19 protein-coding genes and 2 tRNA genes are annotated in these 14,780 nt (G+C 66.9%); 13 read left to right on the plus strand and 8 right to left on the minus strand.

From position 1 onward, the window contains the following. Positions 1 to 30: 30 nt before the first annotated feature. From ML342_RS02010 to tadA, 5 genes are all read left to right on the plus strand, one after another. The gene (locus ML342_RS02010; protein WP_240125231.1) at positions 31 to 540 is read left to right on the plus strand and encodes a hypothetical protein; all 510 of its coding nucleotides are present in this window, start codon (positions 31 to 33) and stop codon (positions 538 to 540) included. Beyond that, positions 540 to 986: a hypothetical protein gene (locus ML342_RS02015; RefSeq protein ID WP_240125232.1), complete on the plus strand. Its 447-nt coding sequence runs from the start codon at positions 540 to 542 to the stop codon at positions 984 to 986. The genes ML342_RS02010 and ML342_RS02015 overlap by 1 nt, the downstream gene beginning before the upstream one ends. Before the next feature lie 86 nt (positions 987 to 1,072). Continuing rightward, positions 1,073 to 2,281 (plus strand): CRISPR-associated ring nuclease Csm6, encoded by a 1,209-nt coding sequence (gene csm6 / locus ML342_RS02020; protein ID WP_240125233.1) that lies wholly within the window; start codon positions 1,073 to 1,075, stop codon positions 2,279 to 2,281. 7 nt (positions 2,282 to 2,288) lie between these two features. Further along, positions 2,289 to 2,594, plus strand: coding sequence for a CRISPR-associated protein Csx16 (csx16, locus tag ML342_RS02025; RefSeq protein WP_275672341.1), 306 nt, complete (start codon positions 2,289 to 2,291; stop codon positions 2,592 to 2,594). A gap of 100 nt (positions 2,595 to 2,694) precedes the next feature. Further along, the gene (tadA, locus tag ML342_RS02030) at positions 2,695 to 3,195 is read left to right on the plus strand and encodes a tRNA adenosine(34) deaminase TadA (RefSeq protein ID WP_439655135.1); all 501 of its coding nucleotides are present in this window, start codon (positions 2,695 to 2,697) and stop codon (positions 3,193 to 3,195) included. An 11-nt stretch (positions 3,196 to 3,206) separates the two neighbouring features. Here tadA and ML342_RS02035 read toward each other — a convergent pair whose 3' ends face one another. After that, the gene (locus ML342_RS02035) at positions 3,207 to 3,668 is read right to left on the minus strand and encodes a DUF2721 domain-containing protein (RefSeq protein ID WP_240125237.1); all 462 of its coding nucleotides are present in this window, start codon (positions 3,666 to 3,668) and stop codon (positions 3,207 to 3,209) included. Between the two features lie 58 nt (positions 3,669 to 3,726). Between ML342_RS02035 and orn the strand changes: the two genes are divergently transcribed. Further along, positions 3,727 to 4,296: an oligoribonuclease gene (gene orn / locus ML342_RS02040; RefSeq protein ID WP_240125238.1), complete on the plus strand. Its 570-nt coding sequence runs from the start codon at positions 3,727 to 3,729 to the stop codon at positions 4,294 to 4,296. Positions 4,297 to 4,314: 18 nt separating this feature from the next. Here orn and ML342_RS02045 read toward each other — a convergent pair whose 3' ends face one another. Beyond that, positions 4,315 to 5,151, minus strand: a complete 837-nt coding sequence (locus tag ML342_RS02045) for a mechanosensitive ion channel family protein (protein ID WP_275672363.1) — start codon at positions 5,149 to 5,151, stop codon at positions 4,315 to 4,317. Positions 5,152 to 5,210: 59 nt separating this feature from the next. Then, on the minus strand, positions 5,211 to 7,583 hold the full coding sequence (gene ppsA, locus ML342_RS02050) for a phosphoenolpyruvate synthase (RefSeq protein WP_240125239.1): 2,373 nt from the start codon (positions 7,581 to 7,583) through the stop codon (positions 5,211 to 5,213). Positions 7,584 to 7,656: 73 nt separating this feature from the next. On the opposite strand from ppsA, the gene ppsR reads away from it, so the two are divergent. The 4 genes from ppsR (at position 7,657) to ML342_RS02070 (ending at position 9,316) form a co-directional block, all read left to right on the plus strand. Then, positions 7,657 to 8,478 carry a posphoenolpyruvate synthetase regulatory kinase/phosphorylase PpsR gene (ppsR, locus tag ML342_RS02055; protein ID WP_240125240.1) on the plus strand — a complete coding sequence of 274 codons (822 nt, stop codon included), beginning with the start codon at positions 7,657 to 7,659 and terminating at the stop codon, positions 8,476 to 8,478. A gap of 87 nt (positions 8,479 to 8,565) precedes the next feature. Continuing rightward, positions 8,566 to 9,072, plus strand: a complete 507-nt coding sequence (locus ML342_RS02060; RefSeq protein ID WP_240125241.1) for a DUF1249 domain-containing protein — start codon at positions 8,566 to 8,568, stop codon at positions 9,070 to 9,072. Positions 9,073 to 9,141: 69 nt separating this feature from the next. Beyond that, positions 9,142 to 9,217: transfer RNA gene (locus tag ML342_RS02065), tRNA-Ala, on the plus strand. Positions 9,218 to 9,240: 23 nt separating this feature from the next. Next, positions 9,241 to 9,316 (plus strand) — tRNA-Glu (locus ML342_RS02070). Positions 9,317 to 9,411: 95 nt separating this feature from the next. Here the strand turns inward: ML342_RS02070 and smpB are convergent. Further along, entirely contained in the window at positions 9,412 to 9,906 is a 495-nt protein-coding gene (gene smpB / locus ML342_RS02075) for an SsrA-binding protein SmpB (protein ID WP_240125244.1), read from the minus strand. A 67-nt stretch (positions 9,907 to 9,973) separates the two neighbouring features. On the opposite strand from smpB, the gene ML342_RS02080 reads away from it, so the two are divergent. Next, entirely contained in the window at positions 9,974 to 10,402 is a 429-nt protein-coding gene (locus ML342_RS02080; RefSeq protein WP_240125245.1) for a type II toxin-antitoxin system RatA family toxin, read from the plus strand. Further along, a complete protein-coding gene (locus ML342_RS02085; RefSeq protein ID WP_240125246.1) occupies positions 10,402 to 10,680 on the plus strand; it encodes an RnfH family protein in 279 nt (92 codons plus the stop codon). The genes ML342_RS02080 and ML342_RS02085 overlap by 1 nt, the downstream gene beginning before the upstream one ends. A 308-nt stretch (positions 10,681 to 10,988) precedes the next feature. On the opposite strand, the gene ML342_RS02090 is transcribed toward ML342_RS02085, so the two are convergent. Beyond that, on the minus strand, positions 10,989 to 11,393 hold the full coding sequence (locus tag ML342_RS02090) for an outer membrane protein assembly factor BamE (protein ID WP_240125248.1): 405 nt from the start codon (positions 11,391 to 11,393) through the stop codon (positions 10,989 to 10,991). Between the two features lie 131 nt (positions 11,394 to 11,524). On the opposite strand from ML342_RS02090, the gene fur reads away from it, so the two are divergent. Further along, complete coding sequence (gene fur, locus ML342_RS02095) at positions 11,525 to 11,923, plus strand: ferric iron uptake transcriptional regulator (protein WP_240125249.1); 399 nt, start codon at positions 11,525 to 11,527, stop codon at positions 11,921 to 11,923. A gap of 22 nt (positions 11,924 to 11,945) precedes the next feature. On the opposite strand, the gene ML342_RS02100 is transcribed toward fur, so the two are convergent. From ML342_RS02100 to ML342_RS02110, 3 genes are read right to left on the minus strand one after another with little or no spacing between them, the layout of a single operon-like run. After that, positions 11,946 to 12,818: a copper resistance protein B gene (locus tag ML342_RS02100; protein WP_240125251.1), complete on the minus strand. Its 873-nt coding sequence runs from the start codon at positions 12,816 to 12,818 to the stop codon at positions 11,946 to 11,948. Then, positions 12,815 to 14,554 carry a copper resistance system multicopper oxidase gene (locus tag ML342_RS02105; RefSeq protein ID WP_240125252.1) on the minus strand — a complete coding sequence of 580 codons (1,740 nt, stop codon included), beginning with the start codon at positions 14,552 to 14,554 and terminating at the stop codon, positions 12,815 to 12,817. Before ML342_RS02105 ends, ML342_RS02100 begins: the two co-directional genes overlap by 4 nt. After that, the gene (locus tag ML342_RS02110; protein ID WP_240125253.1) at positions 14,551 to 14,763 is read right to left on the minus strand and encodes a heavy-metal-associated domain-containing protein; all 213 of its coding nucleotides are present in this window, start codon (positions 14,761 to 14,763) and stop codon (positions 14,551 to 14,553) included. The genes ML342_RS02105 and ML342_RS02110 overlap by 4 nt, the downstream gene beginning before the upstream one ends. Positions 14,764 to 14,780: the final 17 nt, after the last annotated feature.

Below are 14,780 nucleotides of genomic sequence, written 5' to 3' on the forward strand. Positions count from 1 at the left end.
GGAGGCGGTCGCGCCAGCGGCTGCGACGGCATGAGCATCAAGCAGGCGGCGCTCATGTTCGTGGTGCCGATGCTGACGGCGATGCTGAGCGTGCTGATGGTGCGGGTGCAGTATGAGCAGCGCGTGATGCGCGTCATCATCGCGCCCGCCATCATCCTCCATGAGCTTGGGCACATGCTGTTCGGGATGTTGACCGGTGCGGACGTGGTGCGCTACCAGCTGTTGCCGAGCCGGACGTCGGCCGGATTCGTGACGATCCGGGCAGAGGGCGAGATTTCTTCCCTCATCAGCCCGATGTTCATGCTCCTTGGCCCGGCCCTGTTGGGCTGGGGTGGCGGCGCTGCGCTCATGGCCTATGTCTGGACGCACCACGTTCCGGCCTGGGCGACGGCCGCCAGCGTGATCGGGCTGCCGTACCTGTTCAATGCCGGCGTTCTATCCGGCTTCGACACGAAGGCATTGGGAGGGTTCGGCAAGTTGGTGCTGCTGAACCTGGAAGTGATGGTGCTGTGGCTGTTCGTTCACACGGTGGGCTTGTGATGCAAGAGCAGCGGACCAGCAACATCGTGTTTCTGCCTAATGCCGACCGCCGCTGCGAATGCGGCCTCAAGCGGGCGGTGGCGGATGCCTGCCAGCGGCGCAACCCCAAGTTTGCCGCGATTCCCGTGATCGAGTGCGACGACTGCGGCCACCTGGTCGAGCTGCCGAGCGTGATCGAGCAGGGAGGCAGATGGATTGGGTATGAGGATGCTGCTGATGACAGCGATGGGGTTGCGGAATCGCTGGATGGAAATCGAGTGCGCAGCGTGTCCGGGCATCAGGCAGAGCAGGAGAGCCCGCCGCTTCTGGTGACGACCCCGTTCCATGTCATCGCGTGGCGTATCCGGCAAATCGTGCTTCCGCCATTGCTGGCCATCGTCATCGCGCTGATTCTGCTGTCCGTGACTGGCCCTGCCGCAGCCTCTGGTCCGTTGGGGGGCGCCTGAGCTTCCGGCTTTCGCCCGCAAGCTTGCGGATGTTGCAACCGGCCTGCAGCACGTCATCATTTCGCACGTTCTCTTGGGAGTGATCGATGCAGCCTCATGTGTTCCCGCGCCGCATCCTGTTGTGCGTCAGCGGCAATAGCCCTCAGATCATCACGGAAACGCTCTACGCGCTGGCAGTGGAGACGGGCGGGCGGCCGCCGTTCGTGCCGACCGAGATCCGCGTGCTGACCACGGCGCGCGGGGCGGAGCAGACGCGGCTTTCGCTGCTTGCGGAGGACCGCGCCATGCTCGCGCGGCTGTGCGAAGACTATGGGCTCGAGGGGATTCGCTTCGACGAAGAATGCATCGAGGTTTTCACGCGGGAGGACGGAAGTCCGCTGCATGACATCGTGACTCCGGATGACAACCGGATTGCGGCGGATCACATCACCCGCCGGGTCGCGGAGCTGACGGCCGATCCCGACGCCGCGATTCATGCGTCGATTGCCGGCGGCCGCAAGACGATGGGCTTTTATCTGGGATACGCGATGATCCTGTATGGACGCGAGCAGGACCGGGTGTCGCACGTCCTGGTCTCCGAGGGGTTCACCGAGCATCGCGATTTCTTCTTCAAGCCGAAGAAGCCGCGCACGCTGCAAGGGCCGCAGGGCTGGGAGATGAGCACGGCCGATGCGCAGATTCATCTGGCGCAGATTCCCTTGGTGCGGCTGCGCAGCAGCGAGTTCGAGGCGCTCAGCGAGCGGCGGTTGGGGTTCGCCGATGCGGTCGAGCGCGCCAGCCGGCTGGCGCATGGGGTGGAACTGCGGATTCGGGTGGACCGTATGGCGGGCGAAGCCAGATGCGAGGCGCAGCTGGCTGGGCAGCGTCTTGCGCTTTCGAATACGCAGGGGTTGTTCCTGCATTGGCTTGCGCTGCGCCGTTTGCACGGCGGGCAGGATGGCAGCCAGGGGCAGGTCTTGCGCGAGGCATTCAAGTATCCGCGCGGTTCCAGGCATGCCATGGGATATCTGGATGAGATTTTCGAACTTGCCAAGGACTGCTACGGCGAGATGTCGGCGGTCTATGCCAGCATCGAGGACAGCCTGAGCGGCAAGCCGGGACGAAGCCAGCGTGAGCCGGTCAAGTGGCTGGAGCCTTTGGTCAGCGGCATCAACAAGGAAATCCGCAAGCACTTCGGTGAGGTGGGCGTGCGGCGATATGGAATCGCGGGCGAGGGTGGCCGTGGGCAGAAGGTGTATTGCCTGGCGCTGCCGCCTTCGCAAATCGTCATCGAGGATGAAAAGAGCAGGGAGTGACCACCCAATGGCGACGTGGCTGGTGACGCGGCATCCAGGGGCCTTGGCCTGGCTGCTGGAGCAGGGATTTACCGAGGTGAAGCACGTGCCGCATCTGCAGATCGGAGAGGTGGCGGCGGGCGATGTCGTAGTCGGCACGCTGCCCGTGCATCTGGCTGCCGAAGTGTGCCGGCGCGGCGCGCGCTATCTGCATCTGGCGCTGGACATCCCGCCCGATTTGCGCGGAATCGAGTTGAGCATCGCGCAGATGGCGCAATGCCGGGCGCGGCTGGAGGAGTACCGGGTCGAGCACATTGCGGCGGAGGACGCCTGACGGCGATGTGGCATTGGCAGTACAGTGCGCCAGCCGCCCCTGGCAAAAGCCGCGGCGGCACGCCGCGGTGATACGGAGCCTTCGAGTGATGCGCAGCGCGATGGACCTGCCTTCGCAAATCGATGCAAACATGTCTCATCTGGACGATGAACGCTGGATGCGTCATGCCCTGACGCTGGCCGAGCGCGCCCGTGACGAGGACGACGAGATTCCGGTCGGCGCGGTGGTCGTGTCCGCCACCGGCGAGGTGCTGGGGGAGGGCTGGAACCGCAACATCGGGGAGCACGATCCTTCCGCGCATGCCGAGATCGTCGCCTTGCGCGAAGCCGGCCGCCGGCTGGGCAACCACCGCCTGCTCGGCACGACGCTGTACGTGACGCTGGAGCCCTGCGCGATGTGCGCGATGGCGATGGTGCATGCGCGCATCGCGCGGGTGGTGTTCGGCGCGTTCGATCCCAAGACGGGAGCGGCGGGCAGTGTGTTCGACCTGATCGCCGATCCGCGGCACAACCATCGGGTGGCGGTCACCGGCGGGGTTCTCGGGGAACAGGCCGGCGCGATGCTGACCGCCTATTTCCGCGCCAAGCGCGGCAAGGCGTGAGCGCGACCGCTTCAGCGGCGCCGGTCGAGTTCTTGGTCGAGTTCCTGGTCGAAGTTTTGCACCGCCAAGCTTACTTCCCGCCACATCGCGACGCTGGCGGCCAGCAGGAACAGCACGCCGAGCACGGCCGTGATCGTAGGCAGGGCGCCAAGACGCGAACCCACCAGGGCATCCGCCGCCAGCGCGAGGCTGGTGCCGACGAAGCTGGCCAGCGCTGCATAGAGCAGGCGCAAGGCGCGTAGCACCAGATGCGCACGCTGGCGGTGCCGCTGGATCTGCGCCTGGCGTTCAAACGCGTCCGGGGCATCGTGCTGCCAGGCACCGATCAGGCTGCGCAGGCGATCCACCACCCGCGCCAGGCGCGCGTTGGCCGACGTCAGCAGGCCGGCGGTGGCGGTCAGAAAGAACGCCGGGGCGAGCATGGCCGTCAGCACGGCATGATGATCCGGAAGCGAGGCGGGAAGCGGCAGCATTGCAATCTCCATTGCGCTAGCCAGTATCATGCGCACAGCCGATGACAAGTGCGAGCCCATGACGACTGATTCGCCGAAAGACCGTTTGATCTGGATCGATCTGGAGATGACCGGTCTGGATACCGCACGCGACGGGATTCTGGAGATCGCAACGGTCGTCACCGATGCCCAGCTCAATGTGCTGGCGGAAGGCCCGGCGCTGGCGATCGCGCATCCGCTCGAGGTGCTGGAGGCGATGGACGAGTGGAACCGCACCCAGCATCGCAAGTCCGGGTTGTGGCAGCGGGTGCTCGAAGAAGGCGTGCCGCTGGCGGAGGCGGAGGCGCGCACCCTGGCCTTCCTGCGTGAGTGGGTTCCGGCCAACGCTTCGCCCATGTGCGGCAACTCGATCTGCCAGGATCGGCGTTTCCTGCACCGGCTGATGCCGGCGTTGGAGGCGCATTTCCACTACCGCAACCTGGACGTGAGCACGCTCAAGGAGCTGGCGCGGCGCTGGGCGCCGCAGGTGCTGGACGGATTCCAGAAGGAGTCCGCGCACACCGCCTTGAGCGATGTGCACGATTCGATCGCGGAGCTGCGCCACTACCGCGCCTTCATGGGCGCGTTGAGCGGCCTGCCGGCCGCCTGAGGATCAGGCGCGAATCAATCAGTCCTTCGCGGCCGCCGGCGCCGGCTCGGCGTAGTACACATGCAGGTCGCGCTGCGGGTAGGGGATGCTCAGCCCGTTGGCGGCGAACGCATCGCGCACCGCCTCGATGATCTCGCTGCGCGCATCCATATGGTCATCGTTGCGGGTGAAGGCGTACAGCGTCAGGGTGATGCTGCTGTCGGCCAGCGCCACGATGCGCACCACCGGCGGCGGATCGTCCACCACGGCGGGATGCTGCCGGGCGATTTCAAGCAGCAGCGCGCGCGCTTTTTTCAGGTCATCGTCATAGCCCACGCCCACCGTCACCTCCATGCGCCGCAGCGGCAGGGTGGAGTAGTTGACGATCTGGGTGGTCGTGATCTGGCTGTTGGGCAGGATGATCATGCGATGGTCGAAGCTGCGCAGCCAGGTCTGGAACACCCGGATTTCCTGCACGATGCCCTCCTGGCCGGCGATGACCACGTGATCGCCGGCGCGGAACGGACGCAGGACGATCAGCATGACTCCCGCGGCGATGTTGGACAGCGAGTCCTTGATCGCCAGGCCCACCGCCAGGCCAGCGGCGCCGAGCAGGGCGAACATCGAGGTGGTCGGAACGCCCAGTGCGGTCAGCGCGGTCATGATGACCAGCACGATCATCACCGCATAGGCGATGTTGCGCAGGAAACCGCCAAGGGTGGCATCCACCCCGGCGCGGGTCAGCACCCGGTCCAGCCCGCGTGCGAGGCGGCGTGCCAGCCAGCGGCCCAGCAGGAAGATCAGGATCGCCGCGAGCACGCGCAGCCCCCAGGTCTCGAGCAGGCCGAGCCAGTCGATCCTGCGCACGTCGCGCATCAGGTCGATGGCGTCGCGGTGGATCGCAGTAGTGGCGGGTTGTCGCAGCCCCACGGTGCTCAGGCCGACTTCGCCTTGGCCAGCGCCAGCCAGGTGTCGACCACGGTGTCGGGGTTCAGCGACACCGACTCGATGCCCTGTTCCATCAGCCATTGCGCCAGGTCGGGATGATCGCTCGGACCCTGGCCGCAGATGCCGATGTACTTGCCCTTGGCGCGGGCGGAATGGATCGCCATCGCCAGCATTTTCTTGACCGCGGGGTCGCGCTCGTCGAACAGGCCGGCGACGATCGCGCTGTCGCGATCCAGCCCCAGGGTGAGCTGGGTCATGTCGTTGGAGCCGATCGAGAAGCCGTCGAAGATGTCCAGGAACTCGTCGGCCAGCAGCGCGTTGGACGGCACCTCGCACATCATGATCACCTTCAGGCCGTGCTCGCCCTGCACCAGGCCGTTCTCGCGCAGGACTTCAATCACTTTGCGCCCTTCATCGAGGGTGCGCACGAACGGGATCATCACCCACACATTGGCAAGCCCCATTCCCTCGCGCACGCGCTTGACCGCCACGCACTCCAGCGCGAACGCGTCCTTGAAGCTGGGATCGACATAGCGCGAGGCGCCGCGGAACCCGATCATCGGGTTTTCCTCGTGCGGCTCGTAACGGCTGCCGCCGAGCAGGTTGGCGTATTCGTTGGACTTGAAGTCCGACAGGCGCACGATCACCGGCTTGGGATAGACCGAGGCCGCGATGGTGGCGATGCCTTCCTTCAGGCGCTCGATGTAGAACTCCACCGGGCTGGCATAGCCCGCGGTGCGGGCGTCGATCTTCGCCTTGGTGGCGGCGTCCTGGGTGTCGTATTCGAGCAGCGCCTTTGGATGCACGCCGATGTGGCTGGCGATGATCATCTCCAGTCGGGCCAGGCCGATGCCCGCATTGGGAAGCATCCCGAAGTCGAACGCGCGCTCTGGGTTGGCGACGTTCATCATGATCTTCAGCGGAGCTTCCGGCATGTTGCCGAGATCGGTGGTGGTGCGCTCGAAGGGCAGGGCGCCGGCATAGATGTAGCCGGTATCGCCCTCGGCGCAGCTGACGGTCACGGTATCGCCATCGCGGATGGTCTCCAGCGCGTTGCCGGTGCCGACCACCGCCGGCACGCCCAGCTCGCGGGCGATGATCGCGGCGTGGCAGGTGCGGCCGCCGCGATTGGTGACGATGGCGGCGCTGCGCTTCATCACCGGCTCCCAGTCGGGGTCGGTCATGTCCGCGATCAGCACGTCGCCAGGCTGCACTTTGTGCATGTCCTCGAGCGTGCGCACCACGCGCGCGGTGCCGACCCCGATCTTGTGGCCGATGGCGCGGCCTTCGGCCAGCACCTGGCCACGCTGTTGCAGGGTGTAGCGTTCGATCTGAGTGGCGTGCGCGCGCGATTTCACCGTTTCCGGACGCGCCTGCAGGATGTAGAGCTTGCCGGTGTGGCCGTCCTTGCCCCATTCGATATCCATCGGGCGGCCATAGTGCTGCTCGATGATCAGCGCTTGGCGCGCCAGCGCGTGCACGTCCTCATCGGTGATGGAGAACCGCGCGCGCAGCTCGGCGGGCGTTTCCTCGGTGCGCACGCGCTCGCCCGGCACGTCGGAATAAACCATGCGCAGCTGCTTGCTGCCCAGCGAGCGGCGCAGGATCGCCGGCTTGCCGGCCTGCAGGGTCGGCTTGAACACGTAGAACTCGTCGGGATTGACCGCGCCCTGCACGACCATCTCGCCCAGGCCGTAGCTGGAGGTGATGAACACCACGTCGCGGAAGCCGGACTCGGTGTCGAGGGTGAACAGCACGCCGGAGGCGCCGACGTCGGAGCGCACCATCAGCTGCACGCCGGCGGAGAGGAACACGTCCTCGTGCTTGAAGCCGTGGTGCACGCGGTAGGCGATCGCGCGGTCGTTGTACAGGCTGGCGAAGACTTCCTTCACCTTGCGCACCACGTCGTCCGCGCCGGTGACGTTGAGGAAGGTTTCCTGCTGGCCGGCGAAGCTGGCATCCGGCAGATCCTCGGCAGTGGCCGAGGAGCGCACCGCGACCGCGACGTCGCTCGCGCCGGCCTCGCTGCACAGCGTGGCGTAGGCGCTGCGGATGTCGGTCTCCAGCTCCGGCTGCAAGGGCGCGTCCACGACCCAGCGGCGGATCTCGGCCCCGGCGGCGGTCAGCGCGGGCACGTCTTCCACGTCGAGCCCGGCCAGCCGGTCATAAATGCGGGCATGCAGATCGTTGTGTGCGATGAAGGCCTTGAACGCGTCGGCAGTGGTAGCGAAGCCGCCGGGGACGGAGACCCCGAGTCCGGACAGCTGGCCGATCATCTCGCCGAGCGAGGCGTTCTTTCCGCCCACCTGGGCGAGGTCGGACAGGCGCAGTTCGTTCAACCAAAGGATGTTGCGGGTCAAGGCAGGCTCCATCGGGGCGGCGCGGTCGCGCGAATCACGTTATTTTAGCCGCTGTTCGTCAGCGAGGATCAGCATGCCCGACGCGCGCCCGGTTTTTTTCGTGTCGGATGGCACCGGCATCACCGCCGAAACCATCGGCCACAGCCTGCTCACCCAGTTCGCAGGGCAGCGGTTTTCCAGCGATCGCCTGCCGTTCGTGGATTCCATCGAAAAAGCGCGTGAGGCTGCCGACAAGATCCGGCAGACGGCGCAGGCGACCGGCCTGCGTCCGATCGTGGTCAGTTCCTGCGTGGATCCGGCGTTGACCGCGACTCTGGCCGAGAGCGGCGCCCTGATTCTGGACGTGTTCGCGCCGTTCATCGGGCCGCTGGAGCGCGAGCTCGGACAGCCACGACAGCCGCGCGTGGGGCAGGCGCATGGGATCGTCGATTTCGAGGCCTATCATCGGCGCATCAACGCGATGAACTACGCGCTCGCCTACGATGATGGCGCCCGCCTGGATTACAGCGATGCCGACCTGATCCTGGTGGGCGTCTCCCGCGCGGGCAAGACCCCGACGTGCGTATATCTTGCGCTGCATCACGGTGTGCGTGCCGCCAACTATCCGCTGACCCCGGAAGACTTGGAAAGCGAGCGTCTTCCAGCGGTGCTGCGTCCGCATCGCGCCAAGCTGTTCGGGCTGACCATCGATCCGGCGCGGTTGCACCAGATCCGGCAGGAGCGGCGGCCCAACTCGCGCTATGCGCAGCTGGAGACCTGCCGGCGCGAGGTCGCGCAGGCCGAGGCCATGCTGCGGCGGGAGGGGATCGAAATGCTGAGCACCACGCACGCCTCGATCGAGGAAATCGCCAGCCGGGTGATGGAGGCGCTCGGCCTCGACCGCGAGATGTTCTGAAGAACGCGCGCGACTTCCTCAGCGTGCGCCGGCGGTGAGCATCCGTCAATCCTGCCGTCCTCGGTGCGGCGCGTGTAGGATCGGCGCATGAGTCTTGCCATCGCACGCCGTCAGCGCATTCCCAGCCTCAGCCGCTTTGGCTGGCTGATGGCGCTATACGCCGAGAACCATGCCCGTCTGCAGCGCCTGTTCGATGTCGGGCATCTGCCGCGCGGGGTGTATGTCTCCACGATCGGCGACGGGCTCGACGTGCGCATCGAGGTGCTGGAGCAGCACGCCTACACCAGCGAGCTGCGCATGAGCTATGGGCTGATCGACCCGCACACCGGTCTGGCCGATCCGTCCGCGCATCTGCGCCTGTATCGCGATGCGCGCCAGGTGGAAGCCACGCACTGCTATGCCGGGCGCCGCTGGCAGGATGTGATCGGCATGTTCCCGCCGCCCGCGCGCATCCTCGATCACCGTCTGCGCATGAACACCTTCCTCGGCAAGTGGCTGCAATATCTGGCCGAGTGCGGGCACGGCATGGCCACGCTGCGTTCCCTTGAGCAGGCCGGTTGCGCCGCTGCGGCAGGGCAGGCGCAGGACGGCTGATCATTTCGTTGAAAAACCTCTTGACGGTTTTCGATTTGCGCCTCACAATGCGCGTCCTTTCCAGCCCGTGGGGCCATAGCTCAGCTGGGAGAGCGCCTGCATGGCATGCAGGAGGTCGCCGGTTCGATCCCGGCTGGCTCCACCACGTTTCGACGCGTTTTCGGTACTGTCCCCATCGTCTAGAGGCCTAGGACATTACCCTTTCACGGTAGTAACCGGGGTTCGAATCCCCGTGGGGACGCCATCCGAAAACCAGATTGGAATGCAAACGGCCGCCTCAGGGCGGCCGTTTTGCTGTTGGGACGCACGCGACGAGTGTCATCGCGCTCGGGTGTCCTTTCAGGCGTCCTTGTTGTGCCGGCGCAGCAGGCGCTGTTTCTCGCGGTTCCAGTCGCGCTCCTTGCTGGCTTCGCGCTTGTCGTGCGTCTTTTTGCCTTTGGCCAGCGCCAGCTCGGCCTTGACTTTGTTGCCTTTCCAGTACAGCGCCGTCGGTACCAGCGTGTAGCCGTCGCGCTGGATGCGGCCGATCAGGGTGTCGATCTCGCGCCGGTGCAGCAGCAGCTTGCGGGTGCGGCGGTCGTTGGCGACCACGTGGGTGGAGGCCTGGATCAGCGGCGTGATCTGGGCGCCGATCAGGAACAGCTCGCCCTGCAGCACCACCGCGTAGGCATCGCCGATGTTCGCGCGGCCGGCGCGGATCGCCTTCAGCTCCCAGCCTTGCAAAACCAAGCCAGCCTCGAACTTCTGCTCGAAGCTGTACTCGTGGCGTGCGCGCTTGTTGAGCGCGATGGTGCCGCCGGTGTTTGGCTTATCCTTGCCGTTCTTCTTGCTCATTTGGCTATTGTCGCCGATCCGGATGCCGTGCGGTGCTCCGGGATGCGGCCCGCACGGATCCTGACCGATGCCCGTCATTCAGCGCAGCGCGCTCGTCGAACACTCCGCCGCCAGGATGTTCGCCCTGGTCAACGATGTGAGAGCCTACCCGCAGCGGTTCGAGTGGTGCCGCGAGGCCAGGGTGCTGGAGGAGGGCCCGGAGCGGCTGGTGGCGCGACTGGATCTGGGCTTGGGCGGCTTTCACACGTGGTTTACGACCGAGAACCACCTGATCCCGCCGCATCACATCGAAATGACGCTCCGCGACGGGCCATTTCGCCATCTGCACGGGCATTGGCAGTTTCATGCGCTCGACGAGAGCGCCTGCAAGGTGACGCTGCGACTGGACTTCGAGCCGCAGTACGCGCTGTTGACGCCTGCCTTGCAGCTGGGCATGCAGGGCTTGGCCGATCGCATGGTGGACGATTTCGTGCGCGCAGCGGACAGGGGCGAGTGATGCGAGTCGAGTTGGTGCGCGCCTGGCCGGGGCGCTTCGAAACGGCGGAGGTGCATGTGCCGGCTGGTGCGGTCGTGGCCGATGCCCTGGCGGCTGCCGGCTGGACATTGGATGCGGAGTTCGTGGCGCTGGCGGTGTTCGGGCAGGCCGCCGGGCTACGGACCGGGCTGGAAGACGGCGACCGCATCGAACTGTTGCGGCCGCTGCAATGCGACCCGATGCAGGCGCGGCGCCGACGCGCAGAACGGCGGGCGTCCGGCGGCCGCCCGAAGCGATGACGCCTTGCCTTCAGGCAAGGTCTGAACGACGCGAGCCAGGCGTTGTTAGTTCACGCCGAATCCGGTGCAGGCTTGGACTGGGCTCACGTGCATCCATCACGTGCATGATGGGTGCGTGGCCGGCGGGAACCTCTGAGTCGATCGGAGGTTTCTTAGGGAAGGTCTGAACAACGCCATCCAGGCGTTGTCAGCCCACGCCGAGTCCGGTACAGGCCCGGACTCGGCTCACACGCATCAATCACTTGCGTGATTGATGCGTGGCCGGCCCTCCATGGCCGGCGGGAACCTCTGATTTGATTAGAGGTTTCTTAGCGGCCGCGCCGCTTCTTGTCTTTATCCTTGTCTTTGGCCAGGTTCGGGCCGAAGTAGCGGATCGAGTTGTTGGCCAGGGCTTCGTCCTGTTCGGGGAAATACTCGCCTTCCCAGCGCGCCAGCTGACCGTTTTCGAACCATAGCGTCATGGTCTTGACCACCGGTGCGCCGGTGCGGCCGATGCGCTGGCTGGCGACGTAGTCCCAGCGGTCGTGGTGGAACGGATCCTGGACCGAGGGTGTGCCGAGCAGCATCATCACCTGGCGCTGATCCATGCCGACCTGCAGCTGGTCCACGGCGGTCTTCTCCAGCAGGTTGCCCTGGAAAATCGGTTGCCGGTACACCAACCCGCAGCCGCTCACGAGCAAGGTGGCCAGAACGAGGGGAAACAGCTTGCGCATCGGGACGGGCAGGGCAGTGGTCAGGAACGCGGATGATACACTTCCGAATGCTGGCTGCGGCCAGCATGGCCTGCGCGGGCGCCCGCATTCATGCCGGGTTGCCGGGTGCCGGCCGCGACGGAGGAGTTTCGATGGCGCCGGATCTTCGCAAGGCGGGACTCAAGGTCACTCATCCGCGGCTGCGGATCCTGGAGCTGCTGGAGCACGCCAAGCCCCGGCACATGACCGCCGAGGACATCTACAAGCAGCTGCTGGCCGAGGGCGAGGATATCGGCCTGGCGACCATCTACCGGGTGCTGACCCAGTTCGAGGCCGCGCACCTGGTGCTCAAGCACAACTTCGATGGCGGCACCGCGGTGTACGAGCTGGATCGCGGCGTCCACCACGACCACATGGTGGATGTGGACACCGGCAAGGTGATCGAGTTCCAGAGCGAGGAAATCGAGCGGCTGCAGCAAAAGATCGCCGCCGAACACGGCTTCGAGATCGTCGATCACGCGCTGGTGCTGTACGTGCGCAAGAAGCGCTGATCGTCACCGCCGCGCGGGGGATTCAGAACCAGAAGCGGACGCCGGCGACCCAGCCGTGGTCGCGCACGGGCTCGCCGCGCAGGCGCGCACGATCCACGCTGCCGCCATGCCGCTGGGTCCAGGCATAGCCGAAGTAGGGCGCAAGTTCTCGCCGGAGCTCGTAGCGCAGCCGCAGGCCCTGCGAGGTTTGCGCCAGGCCCGCCCCGGTGCCGCGCGCGGGATCGGCGCGCCCGTTGAGCACCGCCTCCAGGTGCGTCTGCAGGATCAGACGGTTGGTGAGCAACAGCTCGTACTCGGCCTCGGCGCGCAGCATCGAGCGCCCGCCGCTGCCCAGGTAGGCGGTGGCCTGCACCTCGAACTTGTACGGGGCCAGCCCCTGCACGCCGAGCGCCAGCCAGTCGCGCGCGGGGCCGGGCCCGGCGGTGTCGTGGCGGAGACCGGCCAGCACGTCCCACCAGGCATCCAGCGGGCGGCCCCACAGGGCTTCGAGGCTGGCATCGACATGGCCATGACTGCGCTCGCCCTCGCTGCGCAGCCACAGGCGGCCGCGGTCGCGGCCGATCCAGGCCTTGCCCGACCAGGCCAGCGTATCGCCTTGGGTGTATTCGAAGCGGTCGGCCTGCACCATCCACACCAGCGGATCGCGGTGGTCGTGGCGGGCGTGCAGCACCGGGAAGGCCGCCGCGCGATCGGCATCGGTCAGCGGCGGGACTTGGTACGTACCTGCCATCGGAGCGGAGACGTGCGACGCCATCGCGCGATGCGCCGCGTGCGGATCCGTCTGCTCTTCGCCCGCGGCCTGGGGCGCCTGCGTCGCGCGGTGGGCGTGATCCTGCGCGCTGGCAGCGCCCAGCCAAAGCGCCAGCGGGAGAAGGGGCCAGGCGCGCGCGGTCATTCCTCCACCCGCACTTCGCGCATCATCCCGGTTTCCATGTGCAGCAGCATGTGGCAGTGGAAGGCCCAGCGGCCAAGCGCATCCGCGGTGACCCGGAGGCTGCGGCGGGCGCCGGGCGGAATGCGGACCGTGTGCTTGCGCACCAGGAACTGGCCGTGTTCGTCCTCCAGGTCGCTCCACATGCCGTGCAGGTGGAGGGGGTGCTCCATCATGGTGTCGTTGACCAGCACCAGCCGCACGCGCTCGCCGTAGCGCAGCCGGATCGGCTCGGCATCACTGAAGCGGATGCCGTCGAAGCCCCAGGTGTAGCGTTCCATGTTGCCGGTGAGGTGCAGCTCGATCTCGCGCGACGGCGGGCGATCGTCCGCAGGCGGCTGCAGGCTGCGCAGATCGGCGTAGCGCAGCACGCGGCGGCCGTTGTCGCGTAGGCCGATGCCGGGGTCGTCCAGGCGCGGCGTGGGCATCATGGTCTGCATATCCACGTCCGGGTTGCCGGTCTCGCTGGCGGGGTGCGCCTGCATCCCGCCACCGTGCGTGCCGTGGTCCATCCCGGCCATGGCCATGCCCGGCATGGTCATCGCCGCGCCGCAGGTCATTTCACTCGCAACGGTCTTGCCGGGATCGGCGTGGCCGCCGTGGCCCATGTCGTCCATGCTCAGCAGCGGTCGCCGGTCCAGCGCCGGGATCAATGCCTGCATGCCCGGCCGCGGCGCCAGGGTGAGGCGGGTGTAGCCGCTGCGGTCCATCGCCTGCGCGAACACGGTATAGGCCGCATCGTCGCGCGGCTGCACGATCACATCGAAGGTTTCGGCGGGCGCGATGCGGAACTCGTCGATCGCAACCGGATGCACCGGCTGCCCGTCCGCGGCGACCACGGTCATCGACAGGCCGGGAATGCGCACGTCGAAGAAGGTCATCGCGGCGCCGTTGATGAAGCGCAGGCGGACGCGTTCGCCGGGGGCGAACAGCGCGGTCCAGTTCTGCGCGGCGGTGTGGCCGTTCACGAGATAGGTGTAGGTATGGCCGTTGACGTCGGCCAGGTCGGTCGGGCTCATCCGCATCGCGCCCCAGGCGCGGCGGTCGGCCAGGGCGGCGGCCAGCCCGTCGCGGCGCACGTCGCGCATGAAATCCACGACGGTGCGCTTGTGCAGGTTGTCGTAGTCGCTGCGCTTCTTCATGCGCGCCAGCAGGCGCGAGGGCGGCAGGTCGGTCCAGTCGGACAGCAGCACCACGTAGTCGCGTTCGCAGGCCAGCGGGTCAGGGCCGGCCGGATCGATGATGATCGCGCCCAGCAGCCCGGCCTGCTCCTGCAGGCTGGAATGGCTGTGGTACCAGTAGGTGCCGCTCTGTCGGACCTTGAACTGGTACAGGTAGTCGCCGCCGGGCGGGATGCCGTCGAAGCTCATCCCCGGCACGCCGTCCATGTTGGCCGGCAGCAGCAGGCCGTGCCAGTGGATCGAGCTCGTTTCTGCCAGCGCGTTGCGCACGCGGATGCGCACGCTGTCGCCTTCGCGCCAGCGCAGCACCGGGCCCGGCAGTAGCCCGTTGACGGTAAACGCGGAAGCGGTGCGTCCGGTGATGTTCACCGGCGTGCGCTCCAGCGTCAGCTCGAAGGCGTTGCCGGCGAGCACGCCGGGCTGATCCGGCGAGGCCAGCGCCCACAGCGGGCGCAAGGCGAGTGCGCCGGCGCCCAGCGCGGCCCCTTGCAGCAGGCGGCGGCGGGTGTGGTCGGTCATGCCGGATCGGCGTCTGCCGACAAGCGCGCCGGATAATCCGCGTCGGCCAGCGCCCGGATCGCCGCCTCGGCATCGAACTTCCCCTCCGTGAGCACTTCGCCGCGTGCCAGATCCACCTCGACCTGGGCCTGCGGATCCAGCGCGCGCAGGGCGGCGGTCACGGCCCGCACGCAGTGCTGGCAGCTCATGTTCTCGACCTGCAAACGCATGGCTACGCTCCTTATTC

This window comes from Thermomonas alba (assembly GCF_022419205.1).
Taxonomy (GTDB): Bacteria; Pseudomonadota; Gammaproteobacteria; order Xanthomonadales; family Xanthomonadaceae; genus Thermomonas; species Thermomonas alba.

Coding starts and splice junctions, on each gene's coding strand:
- ML342_RS02010 (WP_240125231.1), top strand. CDS start 31: ATGAGCATCAAGCAGGCGGCGCTCATGTTCGTGGTGCCGATGCTGACG.
- ML342_RS02015 (WP_240125232.1), top strand. CDS start 540: ATGCAAGAGCAGCGGACCAGCAACATCGTGTTTCTGCCTAATGCCGAC.
- csm6 (WP_240125233.1), top strand. CDS start 1,073: ATGCAGCCTCATGTGTTCCCGCGCCGCATCCTGTTGTGCGTCAGCGGC.
- csx16 (WP_275672341.1), top strand. CDS start 2,289: ATGGCGACGTGGCTGGTGACGCGGCATCCAGGGGCCTTGGCCTGGCTG.
- tadA (WP_439655135.1), top strand. CDS start 2,695: ATGGACCTGCCTTCGCAAATCGATGCAAACATGTCTCATCTGGACGAT.
- ML342_RS02035 (WP_240125237.1), bottom strand. CDS start 3,668: ATGCTGCCGCTTCCCGCCTCGCTTCCGGATCATCATGCCGTGCTGACG.
- orn (WP_240125238.1), top strand. CDS start 3,727: ATGACGACTGATTCGCCGAAAGACCGTTTGATCTGGATCGATCTGGAG.
- ML342_RS02045 (WP_275672363.1), bottom strand. CDS start 5,151: ATGCGCGACGTGCGCAGGATCGACTGGCTCGGCCTGCTCGAGACCTGG.
- ppsR (WP_240125240.1), top strand. CDS start 7,657: ATGCCCGACGCGCGCCCGGTTTTTTTCGTGTCGGATGGCACCGGCATC.
- ML342_RS02060 (WP_240125241.1), top strand. CDS start 8,566: ATGAGTCTTGCCATCGCACGCCGTCAGCGCATTCCCAGCCTCAGCCGC.
- smpB (WP_240125244.1), bottom strand. CDS start 9,906: ATGAGCAAGAAGAACGGCAAGGATAAGCCAAACACCGGCGGCACCATC.
- ML342_RS02080 (WP_240125245.1), top strand. CDS start 9,974: ATGCCCGTCATTCAGCGCAGCGCGCTCGTCGAACACTCCGCCGCCAGG.
- ML342_RS02085 (WP_240125246.1), top strand. CDS start 10,402: ATGCGAGTCGAGTTGGTGCGCGCCTGGCCGGGGCGCTTCGAAACGGCG.
- ML342_RS02090 (WP_240125248.1), bottom strand. CDS start 11,393: ATGCGCAAGCTGTTTCCCCTCGTTCTGGCCACCTTGCTCGTGAGCGGC.
- fur (WP_240125249.1), top strand. CDS start 11,525: ATGGCGCCGGATCTTCGCAAGGCGGGACTCAAGGTCACTCATCCGCGG.
- ML342_RS02100 (WP_240125251.1), bottom strand. CDS start 12,818: ATGACCGCGCGCGCCTGGCCCCTTCTCCCGCTGGCGCTTTGGCTGGGC.
- ML342_RS02105 (WP_240125252.1), bottom strand. CDS start 14,554: ATGACCGACCACACCCGCCGCCGCCTGCTGCAAGGGGCCGCGCTGGGC.
- ML342_RS02110 (WP_240125253.1), bottom strand. CDS start 14,763: ATGCGTTTGCAGGTCGAGAACATGAGCTGCCAGCACTGCGTGCGGGCC.